The sequence below is a fragment of the Chryseobacterium daecheongense genome, from assembly GCA_027920525.1.
GTDB classification, from domain to species: Bacteria; Bacteroidota; Bacteroidia; order Flavobacteriales; family Weeksellaceae; genus Chryseobacterium; species Chryseobacterium proteolyticum.
This window is the reverse complement of record CP115858.1, coordinates 560,153-579,432: the sequence shown is the minus strand read 5'-3', so window position 1 is coordinate 579,432 and position 19,280 is coordinate 560,153. Positions and strand designations below refer to the sequence as shown.

Here is a 19,280-nt window from a genome sequence, read left to right as displayed (position 1 = left end):
ATTTATTTTTATTTTAAGCGGATTTCACTTACGCTGCATCCTTGTGGAACCATCGGGAAAACATTATTTTCTTTCCCTACTTTTATTTCCAGAAGATAAGATTCCTCTGTTTCAAGCATTTCTTTTAATGAAGATTCCAGGAAAGCTCTCTCTTTTACATGCTTTGCTTTAATACCATAGGCTTCAGCAACAGCAGAAAAGTCCGGACTGGTAATATCCACGAAAGAATATCGCTTGTCATGAAAGAGTTCCTGCCATTGACGAACCATCCCGAGAAAAGAATTATTCAGAACAATCATCTTTACCCCTATTCCGAATTGTGAAATAGTTCCCAGCTCCTGGATGTTCATCTGAAAACCACCGTCTCCCGCAATACAGATCACGTGCTTGTCAGGATTTGCCATTTTTGCACCTATTGCTGCAGGAAGACCAAATCCCATTGTTCCAAGACCACCGGAAGTGACGTTTCTTTTTGATTTTTTAAATTCAGCATATCTGCAGGAAATCATCTGGTGCTGTCCCACATCCGTACAGATGATGTACTCTCCATGGGTGAGTTGGTTCAGGTATTTTAACACCTCTCCCATGGTAAGTTCTTCTGTTTCCGGATTCAATTCCTTGTGTACAACCTCAAGATTTTCTTCACGATGCAGTTCTTTAAACTGATCCAGCCACTCTTTATGTGAGTTTTCTGAAAGAGCCTCATTCAGCAGAGGAAGTGTTTCTTTACAATTACCAAGAACAGGGACATCCGCTTTTACATTTTTATCTATTTCCGCAAGGTCAATATCGAGATGAACTACTTTAGCTTGTCTGGCATATTGATCCAATTTTCCGGTTACACGATCGTCAAATCGCATTCCTACAGCGATAATCACATCACAATCATTGGTTAATTTGTTAGGAGCATAATGTCCATGCATTCCTAGCATTCCTACATAAAGCGGATGTTCTGTAGAAAGTGCTCCTAAACCCAAAGCAGTAGAAGCCGCAGGAATGCCGGTTTTTTCAACCAAATCCTGTAACTCTTTTTCTGCCTTTCCTATAATCACTCCTTGCCCGAAAAGTAGGAATGGTCTTTTAGCAGCATTGATCAATAGAGCAGCCTGCTCAATGTATTCATGCCTGATTCGAGGTTTAGGATGATAAGACCGGATGGAATTACAGGCCTCATATCCTGTAAAATCGATTTCCTGAAGTTGTGCATTTTTAGTAATATCCACCAATACAGGACCTGGTCGCCCTGATCTTGCTATATAGAAAGCTTTTGCCAAAGCTGTCGGAATATCTTTAGCATCTGTTACCTGACAGTTCCATTTGGTAACAGGAGCGGTAACATTGATCACATCTACTTCCTGAAAAGCATCAGATCCCAAAAGGGATGCATATACTTGTCCGGTTATACAAACAACCGGTGTGCTGTCAATCATAGCATCTGCAAGTCCTGTTACCAGATTGGTTGCTCCCGGGCCACTGGTTGCAATAGCTACACCGGTATGGTTCGAAGACCTGGAAAACCCCTGTGCTGCGTGGATTGCTCCCTGTTCATGTCTAACGAGAATATGCTTTAAATCGTCTTTGTAATCATATAATGCGTCATAAATCGGAATGACAGCTCCACCAGGATATCCGAAGATCGTATTGACGTTTTCAGCTTTCAGGATTTCCAAAATAACTTCTGCCCCTTTCAATTTTTTTATGGTCTGTGTAGACCTTTCTGTTTCTAATGCATTAAATGTTGATTCCATTATATTCAATTTAAAAATCTGTTATACATCCCTGAGAGGCATCTGATACCAGCTTTGCATACTTGTATAACACCCCTGTTTTTACTTTATAATCCGGTTGTTTGAATCCGGCTTTTCTTTCTTTTAATTCTTCATCTGATATAATCAGGTTGATGGTATTCTTTACAGCATCTAGTTCGATCACATCATTGTCTTTAACCAAACCAATTAATCCTCCTTCAAAGGCTTCAGGTGTAATGTGCCCTACCACAAAACCATGAGTTCCTCCGGAAAAGCGCCCGTCCGTAATTAATGCTACATTCTTACCTAGTCCGGAACCCATCAATGCAGAAGTTGGTTTCAACATTTCAGGCATTCCAGGAGCGCCTTTAGGTCCTTCATTCTTAATCACAACTACATCACCTTCCTGGATTATTTTGTCTTCAATACCTTTGATAAATTCTTTTTCACCATCAAAAACCCTTGCTTTTCCTTTAAAGAAACTCCCCTCCTTGCCTGTAATTTTGGCTACACAGCCTCTTTCCGCCAGGTTGCCGTACATAATACGGATGTGGCCTGTTTCTTTTATCGGATTGCTGATATCCCTGATAATATCCTGTTTCCTATCTATAATTGAAGTAATGTTTCTAAGATTTTCTTCCATTGTCTTTCCGGTTACCGTAAGGCAGTCTCCATGGAGAAGTCCGAGATCCAATAGATATTTCATCACAGCCGGTACTCCTCCTACCTCATGAAGATCTTTCATCAGGTACCTGCCGCTAGGTTTCAGGTCAGCCAGCAAGGGCGTAGTATCACTAATCTTCTGAAAATCATCCAGCGTTAAATGATGACCAATACTCTTTGCTATTGCAATGAAATGAAGGACTGCATTCGTGCTTCCCCCTAAAACCATAATGATTCTCAAGGCATTTTCAAAAGCCTTTGGCGTCATGATATCGGAAGGCTTGATGTCTTTTTCCAGCAATATCCTCATATAATGTCCGGCAAACTCACATTCTTCCTTTTTCTCTTTGCTTAGAGCCGGATAAGAAGATGAGTACGGTAAGCTCATACCCAATGCTTCAATCGCCGAAGCCATTGTATTGGCTGTATACATACCACCACAAGCCCCCGCACTTGGACAGGAGTTTTTGATGATTCCATCATAATCTTCATCAGAAAGCTTTCCTGCAATCTTATTTCCCAATGCTTCAAAAGCAGATACGATATTGAGATCATTGCCCTTATAGTGTCCTGCTTCTATGCTTCCCCCATATACCATGATCGATGGCCTGTTTAATCTCGCCATTGCCATTAGGGAACCAGGCATATTTTTATCACATCCCGGAACTGTAATAAGACCGTCATAGTACTGTCCTGCACACACCGTTTCAATGCTGTCTGCAATCACATCCCTGCTGACAAGAGAATATCGCATTCCATCTGTCCCATTGGTCATTCCGTCACTGATCCCTATGGTATGAAACATCAGGCCAACAAGATTCTGTCCGTTTACTCCCTTTTTAACCAGTTCTGCCAGCCCGTTAAGGTGCATATTGCAGGTATTTCCGTCATATCCCATACTCGCTACTCCAACCTGGGCTTTATCGAAATCCTCTTTTTTAAAGCCGATTCCGTAAAACATCGCCTGGGTTGCCGGTTGAGTAGGATCCTGAGTGAGAACCCTGGAATATTTATTTAATGTTTCACACATACAACGCTTGTTTTAAATAGGAATAATCTTCTTCAAAAACCAGATGTCTGTAAGCTTTTTGAATCAAAGCAGACACACTGTTTTCCCACTTCAGTTTAAATGGAATATTATTCAATGATTCTAATGCAACCACTTCCGCTGCAGTACCACAAAAAAATCCGGCATCTGCTCCTTCCATTTCTTCAGGTTTAAAGAATTTTTCTTCGTAGCTAATCCCTAGCTGATCGCATATCTCGAACATTGTCGCTCTGGTTATCCCCGGAAGAATACTCCCTTTTGCCGGTGTGTATAATTTTGCATCCTTTTCATAAAAAATATTAGCTCCTGAACTTTCCGCTACATTTCCATTGCCATCTAAAAGCATTGCTTCGTCAAATCCTTTATCTTTGGCTTCCTGCGATGCAAGAATAGAGTTTACATAATGACCACTCGCTTTTGCTTCTATTCTAAATGCCTTCGGATTGGGGCGCTCAAAAGAAGAGGTCATTATCCTTGCATGGTCGGATAAGTATCCGTTATCCCAACTCCACGCTTCAATAATCAAAGAACTTTTGTTTCCTTTTGAAAGGCTCATGTTAGGAGAGCAAATTACTAATGGTCTGATGTATGCATTACTTAAATTATTCATTTCCAAAAGCTTATAGGTCAAGTCAATCATCTCTTCCGTAGAATAATCAAAAGGAATCATCATTAATTCTGCTGATTTTTTCAGGCGGTCATAATGTTCTTTTGCCTTAAAAATTTTGGTCCCGTTCTTTGTTTTGTATGATTTAATTCCTTCAAAGACAGCATATCCGTAGTGAAGTGATTGTCCGTAAAGACCCGTAGAAGCAGTAGTAGCCTCCTGGAACTTTCCGTCATAATAAAGCATCGTTTTCTCGTTGTAATACATATTTATTTTTTAAATTATTTTAAGTTCAGACATAAAAAAAGCTATTCTCATCAGTCGGGTCAACATGGTAATAAACCTTACTTAACCTGTTCCGATTCCAAAAGCAGTACATGAAGTTCTTTTCTAATTTTGATTCAAAACTAAGGCTTGTATATTTTCTATCTTTCATATTTCAATTAAAATTACAATATTCAAATCACGATAAAATAAATACAAAACACTAATAATCAATAATTTAAATTATCTAATTCTACAATAGCAGAATTATAAAAAGACTTCACTTCTGCATTATAAAATCATTAATCCTACAGTATTTTGATTTGTTAGATAAAAAGCACAGGATGTATCATTGCTATCCGATTGAAAAGAATGATTGCAAACTCCGAATGATTTCAGAACCTTTTTCAGATTATGGAGTTTAAATTTTTTGTTGTAATACATATTTTAATTTTTTTAGATTTTTTAAAATTCGGGCATAAAAAAAGCCATCCCGGATGAGGATGGCTTTCTAATAATTTTATAGAGTTTCAACAATACCATCGCTCATCACCGGAATCCGATAATGACAATAACGATAGTAATAATATTGTTGAATGTACTGTTCACTTTTATTTTTTGATGTGACAAATGTATAAACTTTTTTTAATTAAAAAAATATTTTATCATTTTTTTAATTAAATCTCAATAAAAAGAAAAATGATTAATGGCATCAATAATCCCTGATAGAAAAGCTTCAGATGCAATTACAGACGGGAATAATTATTTCATTAAAGCATCGATTTAAATTCTGTTGGTCTCATATTAGTCAGTTGCTGAAATGTATTGCTAAATGCTGAAATATTGGAATAGCCAATTTCATAAGCAATCTCACTCATACTCAGAGTGGTATCTTTTAGTAATTCCATTGCACGAATGATCCTTACCATCTTTACATACTGGATAAACGAAATCCCCAATTTATTGGTAAATATACGGGTCAGACTTCTTACACTAAATCCAAATTTACCCCCTACTTCTTCTAGTGTGAGTGGGTTTTCTAAATTGTTTCGAACAAATTTTATAATTGCAGTAAGACGTTCATCACTGGTGGTAGGCAACTGGATAGAAAATTTTTTCAAATTCTCCTTAGGAAGTAAATGTTTCATAGTGAGAAGAAATTCATATTCCCATGAATCTGGAAAGAAATCTCCATTCCAATCCTTTCCGAAATTCAAAAGCTCAGAAAGTAGATTACTAACAGGATATATCCCCAGATCATCGTAAAATGGATGATTAAATTTTTCTTCCTCCGGAAAGTAAATATTAATGATATCAAGATCCTTAGAATTGAACATCAAATTATGCGAATACATTTTAGGCATCCAGATATAGTGACTGCGTGGAATGTAAAGATCTTTTTCTTTTGTTCTCAATTTTGCCATTCCACCAATAACCAAAAGCAACTGTCCTTTCTGATGCCTATGCATGGGTAGTCTTTGTTCCCATTGCTGACGGATCATCAATATGGATGCAGGATGAGCATCTACTTTTTCTCTTACTTCTTTTATCGTTTTCATAGGCAGGAGTCGATTTTAAAATTTTACAACAGAACACTGATAATGACTTATCAAATAGAGATAAACTTAAAAATATTGGCCAGAATAAACAAAAATAAGGCTAATATTATAAAAAGACTCATTTTAATCCACAATAATTTTGCCAGTATAAAAATGTAATCTTACAATGAAAAGATATATCATACTTCTGTACCTGGCTGTTTCGGCTGGTATAAAAGCACAAATAAAGGATAATCCCTCCGTATTGACATTGAATGAGATCTGGAATATATCAGAGTCACAAAACAAACAATTGAAACTTGCAGAACTGGCAAAAGAAGAAAGCGATATCAGTATTTTAGAAGCAAAAGATAAGCAATTACCAGAATTGTCTGTCGTTGGAGATTTTCGTCTTAACTCCAAGTTTCTTCTGTATGAAAATGGTCTGTTTTCGTCACCTCAAAGTGTTCCAATTAAGGGATATGGTTATGGATTGGGCTACAATCTGGATTTCAATCTTTATAGTGGAGGAAAAGACAAAAGAAACATTGAAATTAAAAAAGAAGAGAAAATACGCAAACAATATGAGTTTGAATTACAGAAAGATAATGTAAAATATATGATCGCTGCATCCTATTACGATCTGTACAAATTCCAGGAATTTGAATCATTTATTTCCTCCGAAATTTCTAGCGAAAAGAAGCAGCTATCCACCATTGAAAATCTTAACAAGAATGGTATTGTATTGAAGAGTGATGTATTAAGAATCTCAGTCAAACTATCTCAATTGCAACTCAGTGATTCGGATGTAAAAAAGAAAATTGATCTTACCAAGCAACGACTCAACATTCTGATGGGAAGAAGTAGTACTGAGCCACTGGATATTTCTTCTGAAGATATTCTGGAAAACAAGAATTTACAAGGATCTAATTATGAAGACTATCTTGCAGCTGCACTCGATAATTCACCTGATCTTAAGATCGTTAACACAAATCAGACATTAAGTGAGCTTAATATTAGGCAGGTAAAATCAAGCCTATTACCAAGGATTTCTTTATACTCCAGATACAACTATACGTATCCTCAAATTTCATTTTATCCATACTCCAATGATCTCTGTGGATTTGGTCAAATAGGTTTAAAGGTAACCTACTCTGTAGACAATCTTTATAAGAGTAAACACACTATTGCTCATGCATATAACCTGAAAAAACAGGAGATTGAAAAGAGCCGGATAAAACAAGACGACCTATCGATTAAAGTAAGAGATGCTTTCCTTGAAAGAGAACAGGCAAGAGAAAGTGTAGAGACAGCAGAACTTACCATCCGTCAAAGTACTGAAAGTGTGAGAGTAATCAGAAACAGCTACCTCAATCAGCAATCTCTTCTGACCGATCTTTTAGATGCTGAGAACATTCTGTTACAAGCCAAATTCAATCTTACATCTGCTGAAGCAAATTTAAGACTAAGCCATATAAAACTATTGATTATCACAGGAACACTTTAAAATAAAATTATGAACAAGAATAAAACAGACCGTATTATAGTAGTAGCAACACAATGGTTAGGAATACTATTATTAATCGTAATCATCACTTGGGCTGTACTTCATTTCTGGAAAGGATATTGGTATGAGCAGACCAATGATGCACAGATAGAAGCTTATCTATCACCTATAAATGCTAAAGTTGGGGGATATATCAGCAAAATTTATTATCAGGATAATCAGGAAGTCCATAAAGGAGATACTCTCGTACGTATTGAAAGGGATGAATATGATCTTAAAAAAGAAACAGCTTTAGCAGAATTAGCGACATCGGAGGCCAAACTCCCTATACTAAGCGCCAGTGAACAAACCCAGATCAAAAATATTGATGTCATAAAAGCCCATATTTCAGGAATCAAAGCTAAACTGGATCAGCAGCAAAAGGAATACGATCGCTATAAAAACCTTCTGGCAGATGAATCGACTACTCAACAAAAATTTGATAATGTACATACTTCCCTATTAACCAATCAATCGGATTACGAAGAAACGCTCGCATCTCTTCGGGTAGCAGAGTCAAAACTCAATGATATACAAGCACAACGTTTCGCAATAAATGCTGAAATAAAAGTAAGACAGGCATCTATAGAAAGACAGGATCTCGATATACGTTATACGGTAATCACGGCCCCATTTGATGGTAAAATAGGAAAAAAAAACATTCAGGAAGGACAACTGATTCAACCTGGGCAGACTCTGGCATTTCTTGTCAATAAATCGCAGGAGAAATGGGTGGTAGCCAATTTCAAAGAAACACAGATCAAGACATTCAAAATAGGCCAAAAGGTCAATATAGAAGTGGATGCTTTTCCAGGAGAAACATTTTCAGGTGTCATAGAATCCTTATCTCCTACTACAGGTTCCCGCTATTCTCTTCTACCACCAGATAATGCTACAGGCAATTTTGTAAAAGTAATACAACGTATTCCTGTAAGAATCAAGCTTACAGAAACCAAGGAGAAACTGTCCGGGCTATCTGCAGGAATGAATGCTAATGTGTATATCAACAAAAATTAAAGCTAATGGAAGCCCACAATATGCCCATATTTAAAAGTTGGATCCCTGAATGGCTTGCCAGAAGCATTATTTTTACCATATTAATGATCTCCTTATTCAGCTTTGCTCTGTACGGAAGGCCTATCAGTATGGCAGGATATTATGGAGTCCAGCCAACAGATGTTCAATATGCTATGGTACTTACCTATTCTTCTGCAGTCACTTTTTTAGCTTTAGATTTTCGTATTACTAAATATTTTGCACCCAGGAAATATCTGATAATAGGGTTAGCATTAAATTCGGTGAGTTCACTCATCTGTTTTTATTCTAAAAACTGGGGATTATTTCTGGTATGCGGAGTCGTTCAGGGAATTGCCTGTGCACTCATTTGCAGTATCATCCTCAATATGGTTTTTTCCCGTTTATCTTCCACGAGAGCAAGAGTTATCGGTTACAGTATTTTCTATGCAGCCATACAGATCGCAGTTCCCGTATATGCTATTTATAGCAGTATTTTACTTGATGTCTTAGACTTTAACTGGCTGTTTTTCGGATTGATTTTAATGCTCATTACTCTGCTTTTTGTGATTTTAATAGGCATGAATTCAAAAGCCAGGTTTTCAAAAAAGATTCCTCTCTACAGAGTAGATTGGATCGGGTATCTCTACTATCTTACATTTTCCTCTGTTATCGGATACATTTTGATATATGGACAGCAGCTCAATTGGTTAGATAGTCCAGTTATTGTTCTGTTGGGCATGTTCTTTATCATCCTGTTGTTTCTTTTTATAGTCCGGGAAAACAGGTTAAAACATCCATTGATTAATTTACAGATCTTTAAAGCCAAAAATTTTGTCATCGGTTTATTATTGCTTTTTGTTTTTTATATTTTTAAAGGAACAACCGGCCTTACCTATGGCTATATAGAAGTTGTCCTTGCCACTGATCCGCTCCATATTATTCCTGTTTGGATAGCCGTTATCTTAGGTACAGCAGTCAGCATGGCCATCACTGCTCGTTTTATCTTAATGGGGATTTCCTTGATAAGAATTATTATCACAGGATTTGTCATCATGGCCTGCTATTATTTCTACATGTTACAATTTGTATCTTCTACGGGCGAAACAAAAGACTTTATTCTTCCAATGTTCATCTATGGAGTTTCTACAGGGGTCTTGTTTGTTCCTATTGTATCATTTATGGTTTCTTCAGCACCTCCAAAGGTTGCCTTCAATGCTGCTTTTCTTGGTATTTTTGCCAGATTCTTAGGATTTAGCAGCAGTATGGCTGTAAACAATTATACACAATTATATACCAGATCTGAAGCCAATGATAAGCTCAGAGAATCATTGACAGAAACGAATCCCCAATTATCAATTACCCTGCAGAATATTCAACAAGCTTATTTGAATGCAGGCAACGATATGTATACTTCCAAAGGAGCCTCAAATGCTTACTTCAATTATTTTATAAAACAACAGATATTAATACGCTCAACAAAAGATTATTATGACATTATGCTGATCGGATTGCTTGTTGTAATTGTTATTTTGATATGCTTACCTGGAATTCAAAATATTGTTCTCAGATTGCGAAAAGGAAATGTACCTTATTAAACTGGTTCGTAAATTCCGTTTATTATGGACTACATTAACGAAATAAGAAGCAGAATTATATATTCTGCTTCTTATCCGTTTTTATCCTTTTATAAAATTTAAAATTCTGACAAAGTCCTCACCTAGTTGTAGATAAGAAGGTTGTAATTAAGCAATTCTTGTCAATTGATCTAGTTTTTTCAACAATGTCGGTATTCTGTACAATCCGTGCATTTTCTCTATTTTATTTTTTAAGAAATCTACATCAACTCCTTTCGAAGTAAGAAATAACGGTGTTTTACTTTCCCCCCTATAGATTGTTCTCCGCTGAGAGTCAGGAGCGGAGAATTCATTTTTTGCAATTCCCACAACAGGATATTTTTCTTCTAATTTTTCATATAAATATCCTCCGAGTCCAATCTTACCTTCATTATTGAGAGTCACATAACCATCTACTAACAGAATATCTCCATTTTTGAGATCAATCTTTGATAATAAACTTAGAATACATGGAAGTTCCCGTTTGTAAAAAGCTCCACTTTCGTAGTCAGAAGTTATAGGAGTTTTTTCACTGTAAGCTGCTGTTTCCAGATCATCTTCCCAGTCTTTGAATGCCAGACAGACTGTGTAGGCGTAATTCTCATAATAGTAGGTATCAAAAGCGTAAATCATCTTCAATTAATGTTTGAAAAATTCTCCAAAATGCCATAAAATACCAGAAGGATCATGCACGAAACATTCTTTTCCCCAATTCAGGGTTCTTACGGGCGTTAGTTTTATAGTATTATATTTCTCTGTCAAGTTCAAATCCAAAAGTTCCTGCCAATATTCATCCACATTTTCTACTTCAACAAAGATCATGGTATTATCAATCCATTCTTTCACATATGCATCCTGAAGATAGAATGCAATATCTTGTTTTTTAAATAATGATAATTTTTCTTCTAAAACAATTTCCTCAAATCCCAGATCCGTATAAAAAGATCTGCTTTCCATAAAGTTTTGAGCACCAATAAATGGTCGAATTGATTTCATTTTTTGTTTCATGGTTTTATTTGTTTCCAGGTTTTATAAGTCATTTCAAATTTAATTTCGTTCTTTCCATGAGTTCCTGTTTCATTCCAGCCTATCTTCCGGTAAAACTTTTCAGCTCTTGTATCAAAAGCTGTTCCCAGCCAAACACTTTTTTTAGTTTGCTGAAAATACCAATCCAGCATGATTGTGGTGAAGCTTTTGCCCTATTCCGACCTTCAAAATCTGGGTGAACAAATAGTGCCCAAATGTTATTTTCTTTCAAATCAACAATTGAAAAACCGACAACCTGATCATTGATTTCACACACCCAAACTTTCCCTCTTTCAAATAAAAATTCTTCGCAATCTTTATCAGTAACAAGATCAGGATTTGACAATCTATTTTCTTTTACAGCATTTCTCACTATCTGTATCTGAAAATATCTTCTGATTTCGCCTCTCGAATTACCATCACGTAATACTTTAATAAAAATAAATAAACAACTATATAATAGATAATTACATCATTTATATAAAGTAATTAATTATAGTATTTTATTATCTATTATTTTCTATCAACCGTAATTTTCTCCGGTCTATTGGTAATTTCCCACGCTGTTGTAAATACCAGCTGAGCTCTTTTTTGCAATAAACTGAAATCAATCTTTTCAACATCATCGGTTGGTTTATGATAGTCTTCATGGATTCCGTCAAAGAAAAAAGCGACAGGAATATTATTCTTTGCAAAGTTATAGTGATCCGATCTGTAATACAATCTATCAGGATCATTAGGATCATCATATTTATAATTAAGTGCTAAATTATTGGTCTTTTTATTGGCAGCTTCATTAATTACTTTCAGCTGTGAACTCAACATTTCCGAGCCTATTACATACACATAGTTTTTTCCTCTGTTTTCAGGATCATCCCTTCCGATCATATCGATATTCAGATCTACTACCGTATTGGCTAATGGGAAGACCGGGTTGTCCGTATAATATTCTGATCCGAATAATCCATGCTCTTCTCCCGTTACATGCAGGAATAAAATAGATCTTTTGGGTCCGTTACCGGCTTTCTTAGCACTTTGAAAAGCTTTGGCTATCTCCATCACAGCTACAGTTCCGCTTCCATCATCATCAGCCCCATTGTATACGATACCGTTCTTCGTACCTACATGATCATAATGCGCAGAAACCACAACTATTTCGTCAGGCTTCTCAGAACCTTCAATAAATGCAAGGATATTCTCAGAATCAGGAAGATTTCTCCCTCCTCTCTGTTGCATGAAAGATGCGGGTACTTTCTGATAATATGAACCTAAAGCTTTTGGATAAGAAATTCCGAGATCTTTGTAAAATTTAACCATATACTCTCCTGCTTTTTTCTGTCCCGGGCTTCCGGTATCCCTGCCCTCCATTTCATCGGAAGCAATCACATATAAATTTTGCTTCAGGTCATCTAGCTTAATTTCTTTATATGCAGATTGAAAAGCTTTCTCAGACTTAGATATTGCCTTTGAAGCCGATTGCCCGTTTTGATTTTCCGATGTCACTTTAGCAGTTTCGCAAGCAGATAATATCGCGACAGCCAATAGTGGAATAAGTATTTTTCTCATTACAAAAATAATTTTACTAAAAGTAACAAAATTTATTTAATCTATAACCGATTCTAAATTTCCTTATATTTGATATAAACACGCAAAAGGTGGAAAATATTTACGGATTTACACATTATTCTTTTTTTACTGATATGTCTGAGCTGGCCGCAAAGCATAACAGTTATGATTTATCACTAGGGTTACCTGATTTTGATATTGATCACCGCCTCAAATATTACCTTAAAGAATCAGTTGATCTGATTCACCATCAGTACGAACCGCTTGCGGGTAGCCCGTCTCTTATAGAATCCATCATCAGATTTAATGAAAAACGTAAAAATCCGATCCATCTGAAAAAGGAAGAGATCACCATAGTCCCTTGTACAACCTTTGCCTTATATACGGCTTTAAAAAGCATTATAAACCCCGGAGACGAAGTGATTATTATCCAGCCATCCTATTACACTTATGCTCCTTCTATTGTTCTCAATGGTGGTGTTCCTGTATATCATGATCTTGGAAATGATTTTGATATAGATTGGGATAAACTTCAATGCTGTTTATCGGAAAAGACCAAAGCGATCATTGTGAATTCTCCACAAAACCCCACCGGCAAAATATGGTCAGAACAGGATTGGAATCATCTTTATGATCTGATCAGTCATCAGGAAATCTATCTTATATCGGAAGAAATCTACGACACCTATTGCTATGATGAACAGGAACATTACAGTTCCTTTTTACACAAAGAGCTTAGAAAAAGAACGTTCTGCATTTTCTCCTTTGGTAAAATGTTCCATACAACAGGCTGGAAAGTAAGCTATTTGCTTACACCGAAACCTCTATCCTCTCAATTCAGATGTCATCAACAGTATATTTCATATAGTGCCAATGGTCCTGCTCAATATGCTATTGCAAAATACCTTGAGGTTTTTGATCCCCTGGAAAACAAACTCCTGATGCAAAAGAAGAGAGATCTGTTCAATGAATTAATTAAAAATACGCCTTTAGTTGTTGAACAGCGGTCAGAAGGAAGTGTTTTTCAATTGGTTAACTTTAGAAACATCTCTAAAACCATGACTGATGTTGAATTTTCAAAGTGGCTGACCACAGAAAAACAGGTCGCATGCCTTCCTTTGTCAGCCTTTTATAATTCAAGGCAAAATTCTGATTATGTAAGATTTAGCTTTATTAAAAGCGATGATATGATCATCCGGGCGATGGAACATTTAAAAAAGAACCTCTAGTTAGATTGCTCCACATAAAAAAGCACCGCAAATTGCGGTGCTTTTTGTAGATATTTTTTCGAATTATAAAGAAAGGACCCTTACGTCAATCCTTCTGTTCTTTGCTTTACATTCATCGGTATCATTTTCTTCACAAACAGGGAATTGGGAACCATATCCTTCTGCTTCTACTCTATCTGAAGGTATACCCATTTCTAAAAGTTTCAGTTTAGCTGTTTGAGCCCTTAAGTTGGATAGTTTTTTATTACTGTCAGGATTTCCTGTATCATCTGTATAACCACCTAATTTTATCCTAAGACCCGGAAAAGCATTCAACAGTTCCGCTAAATTAGCCAGCTGAGCATCAGAACCCGCCTTAAGATCACTGGAACCACTTTCAAAATAAAGATTTTCAATTGTGTACCAATGATTAGGATCCAGAACAGATTGATTTTTGTTTTTTATGCTGTTATACATTTCAAACAGACGGCTGTTTTCTCCAAGTGAAATGGTTTTTCCATTGTTCATCTTGATTTCCTTGATATTTCCGGTTTCATATACAAAATCTCCGTTTTCATTCAAATGTCCTTTGATTTCGGCTGGAGTTACAGTAATTCCAGAAACTCCCGGATCCATATTTTCGACACCTGAATGTGCACCGGCTTTGCTCAATAAATTTTCAATTGTCGCTTTTCTTTCAGCTTCAATCTTATCTTTATGTAAAGTGGCCAATGTAGGCGCAATCACTAAAGAAACAATAGACATTAATTTAATTAAAATATTCATCGATGGTCCGGAAGTATCTTTGAACGGATCTCCCACAGTATCACCGGTTACAGAAGCTTTATGAGGCTCTGAACCTTTATAATAAGTCTTACCGTTGATATCTACACCCTTTTCAAAAGATTTTTTGGCATTATCCCACGCACCTCCGGCATTATTCTGGAACATCCCCATCAGAACACCACATACCGTAGCTCCGGCTAAGAATCCACCCAATACTTCAGGACCAAAAATAAAACCTACTAATAAAGGAGATATAATCGCTATTGCTCCCGGAAGCATCATTTTTCTTATCGACGCATCCGTTGATATGGCAACACATTTTTCATATTCGGGTTCAGCAGTCCCTTCAAGAATTCCCGGGATCTCTCTAAACTGTCTCCTTACTTCTTCCACCATGGCCATTGCCGCCTGACCTACCGCTGTGATTGCCAGTGACGAGAAAATAAAAGGGATCATTCCCCCTACAAATAAGCCGGCTAAAACATCAGCCCTGTATATATCGATTCCGTCAATTCCTGCAATTCCTACGAATGCCGCAAATAAAGCCAGGGCTGTTAATGCTGCAGAAGCGATAGCAAATCCTTTTCCTGTAGCTGCGGTGGTATTTCCTACGGCATCAAGAATATCTGTTTTCTCACGAACTTCTTTCGGGAGTTCACTCATCTCAGCAATTCCTCCGGCATTATCAGCAATGGGTCCAAAGGCATCAATCGCTAACTGCATAGCTGTTGTCGCCATCATTCCGGCCGCTGCAATAGCCACCCCATAAAGACCGGCGCATAGATAAGATCCGTAAATACCTCCTGCCAAAACAATAATAGGAAGTAAAGTAGACTCCATTCCTACAGCAAGACCTCCGATAATATTCGTTGCGTGACCGGTCGAAGATTGTCTCACAATACTGGAAACCGGCCTTTTACCAATCGCTGTATAGAATTCAGTGATGATACTCATTAAAGTTCCTACCACCAATCCTACCATAATAGCCCCGAAAACACCCATTTTGGTAAATTCATGACCTCTTAATACCATTGTTTCAGGTAAAATATAAGTAACCAGGAAATAAGAAGCTACCGCAGTAATTACGATACTTCCCCAGTTCCCCAGATTCAATGCATTCTGCACACTGGAAGTTGAAGCTCCTTCATTGTCATTAATTCTGACAAATAAGGTCCCTATGATGGAAAAAATGATCCCGGTTCCTGCAATAAGCATCGGAAGCAGAATGGGAGCAAATCCCCCGAAAGAATCCACCGAAATTGTCTCTCTTCCCAGTACCATTGTTGCCAGAACAGTGGCTACGTAAGAACCAAATAAATCGGCTCCCATTCCTGCCACATCCCCTACATTATCTCCCACATTATCTGCAATGGTAGCCGGATTCCGGGGATCATCCTCAGGAATTCCTGCCTCCACTTTCCCTACAAGATCCGCCCCTACGTCGGCCGCTTTAGTATAAATACCGCCGCCCACTCTGGCAAACAATGCAATAGACTCTGCGCCTAAAGAAAATCCGGTAAGGATCTCAATCGTTTTTTCCATCTCATGAGAATCAACCGGAGCATCAGCAGCAAAGATCTGCTTAATGATCAGGAAAAGAGCTCCTAAGCCCAGGACGGCTAATCCTGCAACCCCCATTCCCATTACTGAACCTCCTGTAAATGAAACTTTTAAAGCTTTAGACAATGAAGTCTTCGCGGCTTCTGCAGTTCTCACATTGGCTTTGGTTGCTATTTTCATCCCAATAAAACCAGCAGAAGCAGAAAAAATAGCTCCTACCACAAAGGCAATCCCGATACTCCAGTGGGAATTAGAATTACTCATTCCCATTACGGCTAATAAGATCGCCACAACTACTACGAAATAAGTTAAAATCTTGTACTCGGCCTTTAGAAAAGCCATCGCACCGTCAGCGATATGCCCGCTGATAATTTTCATTTTTTCATTTCCGGCATTCTGTTTTTGCACCCAATTACTTTGTATAAAAGTGTATAGTAAAGCAATAACACCAAAAACCGGAATTAAATAGAACAAATCCATAGTTTATTATTTTTATATTAATAAATAGTAATTAGTTTTATAAATATAACAAAAATTCTTATGGTTTATTAAGACTAGGCCGATAATATATTTATTCGTAAATTTAAGAACACCACAAAAACACGATATTGTATGAAAGCATCAATTTATTTACTATTTTCAGTAGTTCTTATTGTTATCAGCTGTGCAGGAAGACCTCAGAAAGAAAAAGCAGAAATTCTTTATTTTGGAGGAACAATTTTAACAATGGAAGATACACTTCCCCAGGCGGAGGCAGTAGTTTTAAAAAATGGTAAAATACTTTTCGCCGGAACAAAGGCAGAAGCCTACCACTATACAGATGAAAAAACGAAGATCATCAATCTTGAAGGGAAAGTTTTACTTCCCGGTTTTATTGATGTTCATAGCCATCTCACTTCAAGAGCGGGGATGCTGCAGGCAATCGATCTGTTTCCTGAACCTTATGGTACGGTTAATTCCATTAAAAACCTTCAGAATACCATCAGAAAATACCTTAAAGACTATGCTATTCCTGCTAATCAACCAGTCATAGGCAATGGGTATGATGATGCCATCATGACCGAACACCGACATCCGACCAGGGACGAACTGGATGCTATAAGCAAAACAAATCCTATTATTGTTATTCATACCTCAGGTCATGCAAGTGTAGCCAATACCGCCATGCTAAAGCTTTTAGGGATATCAGATTCTTCAAAAGATCCGGAAGGAGGCCATTACGGGCGAAATAAAAAAACAGGAATGCTTAATGGAAAATTAGAAGAAAACGCAAGCTTTTCAGCGCTTCTTTCCCTTACAGAAAAAATGAGTAAACAAACAGGAAATGCTCAGGAGCAAGCCATGCAGAATCTTAAGAAAGCTCAGGATGAATGGCTCAGCTATGGCCAGACCACCATCTGTGACGGAAGGACAATGGGCGAAAGTGTGGCCCTTCTGGAAAAAGCGGCATCCGAACACGTTTTTAAAGCAGATGTTGTGTATTTTCCCGATTATGAGTATTTCAAAAAGGAGCTGAGTACCTTTAAGCCGAAATATATGAAATACAACAATCATTTAAAACTTGGCGGTTTTAAATTTTCAGATGACGGCTCGCCACAGGGAAAAACGGCCTGGCTTACCCAGCCTTATCTCGTTCCTCCCGAAGGCCAGTCAGCAGATTATAAAGGCTTTCCGATATTTTCTGACCAGGTCTTATACGAGGATCTGAAAACTTTATTTCAAAACAATATCACCGCACAGCTTCATGTAAATGGTGATGCTGCTATTGATCAGGTATTACGGGTGATCGGAAAACTGAAAGAGGAAAATATTTACAGGCCAGAACTTCGTGCCACCCTGATCCATGTTCAGAACAGCCGTCCGGATCATATTCAGAAAATTAAAGATATAGGGCTTATTCCTTCTTATTTTTCTACTCATGTATATTTATGGGGAGACTGGCATTATTCAAGCGTTTTCGGGCCGGAAAGGGCCTCATTCATCAGTCCTGCAAATTCAGCGTTAAAGGCAGGAATTATCTTCACCATGCATCACGATGCTCCCGTTACGCCACCCGATTTGATTACAGCAATGTATTCTGCAGTGAACAGGAAAACCCGTTCCGGAAGGATCCTGGGTCCCAATGAAAGAATAACCCCTCTTCAGGCATTAAAAGCCATCACGATTAATGCAGCTTATCAGCTTCAGGAAGAAGAAAGGAAAGGCTCCATCAAAGCTGGAAAGCTTGCTGATTTTGTCATATTAGATCAAAATCCATTAACCATTGATCCTGAACAAATCCGGAATATTAAAGTATTGGAAACGATTAAAGAAGGAGTTTCTGTTTATCAAAGAAAATAGGAAGTTCTTATAATACGATCAAGGGTTATATTTAATGACCGGAGGTCCTTTTCCCTCTTCATTTAATTAAAAATATAAAGAAGGCAGATGAAAATTCATCTGCCTTCTTTATATTGCGTTCCGGATGCTGTTTTATTTTAGCCACCGAATTTTTCTGCGTAGTCTTTTTGTGATGCTTTTATTACTTTTCTTGCATGCTCTACTCCGTAAACTTCCTGGATTCTACATTTTGCAGGCTCATCCGGTAAGTTTTTGTATGTTAAGAAGTAATGCATCAATCTTCTTACTTCGGCTTCCGGTAATTCAGCGATATCCCTGAAATGTCCGAAAGCATGATCACCTACCATTACAGCAACAATTTTATCATCTGCCTCACCTCCATCAATCATTTTGAAACCACCGATTGGAATAGCTTCCATCAACATTCCTCCTGAGTGGATGTTGTGTGAACTTAATACACAAATATCCAATGGGTCATGATCTCCCATTGTTACATCATCAGCACCGCTTTCAACAGCAAGCTTCATAACTTCATTATGGCAATATGTTCTTGGCACAAAACCATACAAAGCAGGGATAATATTTGAAAATTTCTGAGGACGGTCTACTTTTAAATATCCAGTTTCCTTATCAACTTCATACTTAATCGTATCTGAAGGAACAATCTCCACAAATACATTTACAACATTTGGCGCATCTTCTCCTGCAGAAATTCCATGCCACGGATGTGCTTTAAAATTTGGAATCATT

15 protein-coding genes are annotated in these 19,280 nt (G+C 37.3%); 5 read left to right on the top strand and 10 right to left on the bottom strand.

The window, feature by feature from the left end; translation table 11 throughout:
* Positions 1-8: 8 nt before the first annotated feature.
* The 4 genes from ilvB to PFY10_02290 all read right to left on the bottom strand — a co-directional run bounded on the left by ilvB (position 9) and on the right by PFY10_02290 (position 5,889).
* The gene (gene ilvB, locus PFY10_02305) at positions 9-1,748 is read right to left on the bottom strand and encodes a biosynthetic-type acetolactate synthase large subunit (GenBank protein WBV57274.1); all 1,740 of its coding nucleotides are present in this window, start codon (positions 1,746-1,748) and stop codon (positions 9-11) included.
* A 10-nt stretch (positions 1,749-1,758) separates the two neighbouring features.
* Positions 1,759-3,441, bottom strand: coding sequence for a dihydroxy-acid dehydratase (ilvD, locus tag PFY10_02300; protein ID WBV57273.1), 1,683 nt, complete (start codon positions 3,439-3,441; stop codon positions 1,759-1,761).
* Positions 3,434-4,333: an aminotransferase class IV gene (locus tag PFY10_02295; protein ID WBV57272.1), complete on the bottom strand. Its 900-nt coding sequence runs from the start codon at positions 4,331-4,333 to the stop codon at positions 3,434-3,436. The genes ilvD and PFY10_02295 overlap by 8 nt, the downstream gene beginning before the upstream one ends.
* A 767-nt stretch (positions 4,334-5,100) precedes the next feature.
* Positions 5,101-5,889, bottom strand: a complete 789-nt coding sequence (locus tag PFY10_02290; protein WBV57271.1) for an AraC family transcriptional regulator — start codon at positions 5,887-5,889, stop codon at positions 5,101-5,103.
* Positions 5,890-6,055: 166 nt separating this feature from the next.
* On the opposite strand from PFY10_02290, the gene PFY10_02285 reads away from it, so the two are divergent.
* Genes PFY10_02285 through PFY10_02275 form a run of 3 tightly spaced genes read left to right on the top strand, consistent with a single transcriptional unit; the run spans position 6,056 to position 10,026 of the window.
* A complete protein-coding gene (locus PFY10_02285; protein ID WBV57270.1) occupies positions 6,056-7,375 on the top strand; it encodes a TolC family protein in 1,320 nt (439 codons plus the stop codon).
* 9 nt (positions 7,376-7,384) lie between these two features.
* Entirely contained in the window at positions 7,385-8,431 is a 1,047-nt protein-coding gene (locus tag PFY10_02280) for an HlyD family secretion protein (GenBank protein ID WBV57269.1), read from the top strand.
* A 5-nt stretch (positions 8,432-8,436) separates the two neighbouring features.
* On the top strand, positions 8,437-10,026 hold the full coding sequence (locus PFY10_02275) for an MFS transporter (protein WBV57268.1): 1,590 nt from the start codon (positions 8,437-8,439) through the stop codon (positions 10,024-10,026).
* Between the two features lie 147 nt (positions 10,027-10,173).
* Here the strand turns inward: PFY10_02275 and PFY10_02270 are convergent, their stop codons facing one another.
* From PFY10_02270 to PFY10_02255, 4 genes are all read right to left on the bottom strand, one after another.
* Positions 10,174-10,677 carry an endonuclease V gene (locus tag PFY10_02270; protein ID WBV57267.1) on the bottom strand — a complete coding sequence of 168 codons (504 nt, stop codon included), beginning with the start codon at positions 10,675-10,677 and terminating at the stop codon, positions 10,174-10,176.
* Positions 10,678-10,683: 6 nt separating this feature from the next.
* The gene (locus tag PFY10_02265; protein ID WBV57266.1) at positions 10,684-11,052 is read right to left on the bottom strand and encodes a glyoxalase; all 369 of its coding nucleotides are present in this window, start codon (positions 11,050-11,052) and stop codon (positions 10,684-10,686) included.
* Between the two features lie 79 nt (positions 11,053-11,131).
* The gene (locus PFY10_02260) at positions 11,132-11,443 is read right to left on the bottom strand and encodes a GNAT family N-acetyltransferase (GenBank protein WBV57265.1); all 312 of its coding nucleotides are present in this window, start codon (positions 11,441-11,443) and stop codon (positions 11,132-11,134) included.
* 140 nt (positions 11,444-11,583) lie between these two features.
* Positions 11,584-12,636, bottom strand: a complete 1,053-nt coding sequence (locus PFY10_02255) for a M28 family metallopeptidase (GenBank protein WBV57264.1) — start codon at positions 12,634-12,636, stop codon at positions 11,584-11,586.
* 89 nt (positions 12,637-12,725) lie between these two features.
* Between PFY10_02255 and PFY10_02250 the strand changes: the two genes are divergently transcribed.
* Positions 12,726-13,865: an aminotransferase class I/II-fold pyridoxal phosphate-dependent enzyme gene (locus PFY10_02250; GenBank protein WBV57263.1), complete on the top strand. Its 1,140-nt coding sequence runs from the start codon at positions 12,726-12,728 to the stop codon at positions 13,863-13,865.
* Between the two features lie 63 nt (positions 13,866-13,928).
* Here the strand turns inward: PFY10_02250 and PFY10_02245 are convergent, their stop codons facing one another.
* Positions 13,929-16,670 (bottom strand): sodium-translocating pyrophosphatase, encoded by a 2,742-nt coding sequence (locus tag PFY10_02245; GenBank protein WBV57262.1) that lies wholly within the window; start codon positions 16,668-16,670, stop codon positions 13,929-13,931.
* 132 nt (positions 16,671-16,802) lie between these two features.
* Between PFY10_02245 and PFY10_02240 the strand changes: the two genes are divergently transcribed.
* Entirely contained in the window at positions 16,803-18,530 is a 1,728-nt protein-coding gene (locus tag PFY10_02240; GenBank protein ID WBV57261.1) for an amidohydrolase, read from the top strand.
* Positions 18,531-18,667: 137 nt separating this feature from the next.
* Here PFY10_02240 and PFY10_02235 read toward each other — a convergent pair whose 3' ends face one another.
* On the bottom strand, positions 18,668-19,279 hold the full coding sequence (locus PFY10_02235) for an inorganic pyrophosphatase (protein ID WBV57260.1): 612 nt from the start codon (positions 19,277-19,279) through the stop codon (positions 18,668-18,670).
* Position 19,280: the final 1 nt, after the last annotated feature.

Coding starts and splice junctions, on each gene's coding strand:
- PFY10_02275 (WBV57268.1), top strand. CDS start 8,437: ATGGAAGCCCACAATATGCCCATATTTAAAAGTTGGATCCCTGAATGG.
- PFY10_02240 (WBV57261.1), top strand. CDS start 16,803: ATGAAAGCATCAATTTATTTACTATTTTCAGTAGTTCTTATTGTTATC.
- ilvB (WBV57274.1), bottom strand. CDS start 1,748: ATGGAATCAACATTTAATGCATTAGAAACAGAAAGGTCTACACAGACC.
- PFY10_02295 (WBV57272.1), bottom strand. CDS start 4,333: ATGTATTACAACGAGAAAACGATGCTTTATTATGACGGAAAGTTCCAG.
- PFY10_02270 (WBV57267.1), bottom strand. CDS start 10,677: ATGATTTACGCTTTTGATACCTACTATTATGAGAATTACGCCTACACA.
- PFY10_02265 (WBV57266.1), bottom strand. CDS start 11,052: ATGAAACAAAAAATGAAATCAATTCGACCATTTATTGGTGCTCAAAAC.
- PFY10_02285 (WBV57270.1), top strand. CDS start 6,056: ATGAAAAGATATATCATACTTCTGTACCTGGCTGTTTCGGCTGGTATA.
- PFY10_02255 (WBV57264.1), bottom strand. CDS start 12,636: ATGAGAAAAATACTTATTCCACTATTGGCTGTCGCGATATTATCTGCT.
- ilvD (WBV57273.1), bottom strand. CDS start 3,441: ATGTGTGAAACATTAAATAAATATTCCAGGGTTCTCACTCAGGATCCT.
- PFY10_02290 (WBV57271.1), bottom strand. CDS start 5,889: ATGAAAACGATAAAAGAAGTAAGAGAAAAAGTAGATGCTCATCCTGCA.
- PFY10_02235 (WBV57260.1), bottom strand. CDS start 19,279: ATGATTCCAAATTTTAAAGCACATCCGTGGCATGGAATTTCTGCAGGA.
- PFY10_02245 (WBV57262.1), bottom strand. CDS start 16,670: ATGGATTTGTTCTATTTAATTCCGGTTTTTGGTGTTATTGCTTTACTA.
- PFY10_02280 (WBV57269.1), top strand. CDS start 7,385: ATGAACAAGAATAAAACAGACCGTATTATAGTAGTAGCAACACAATGG.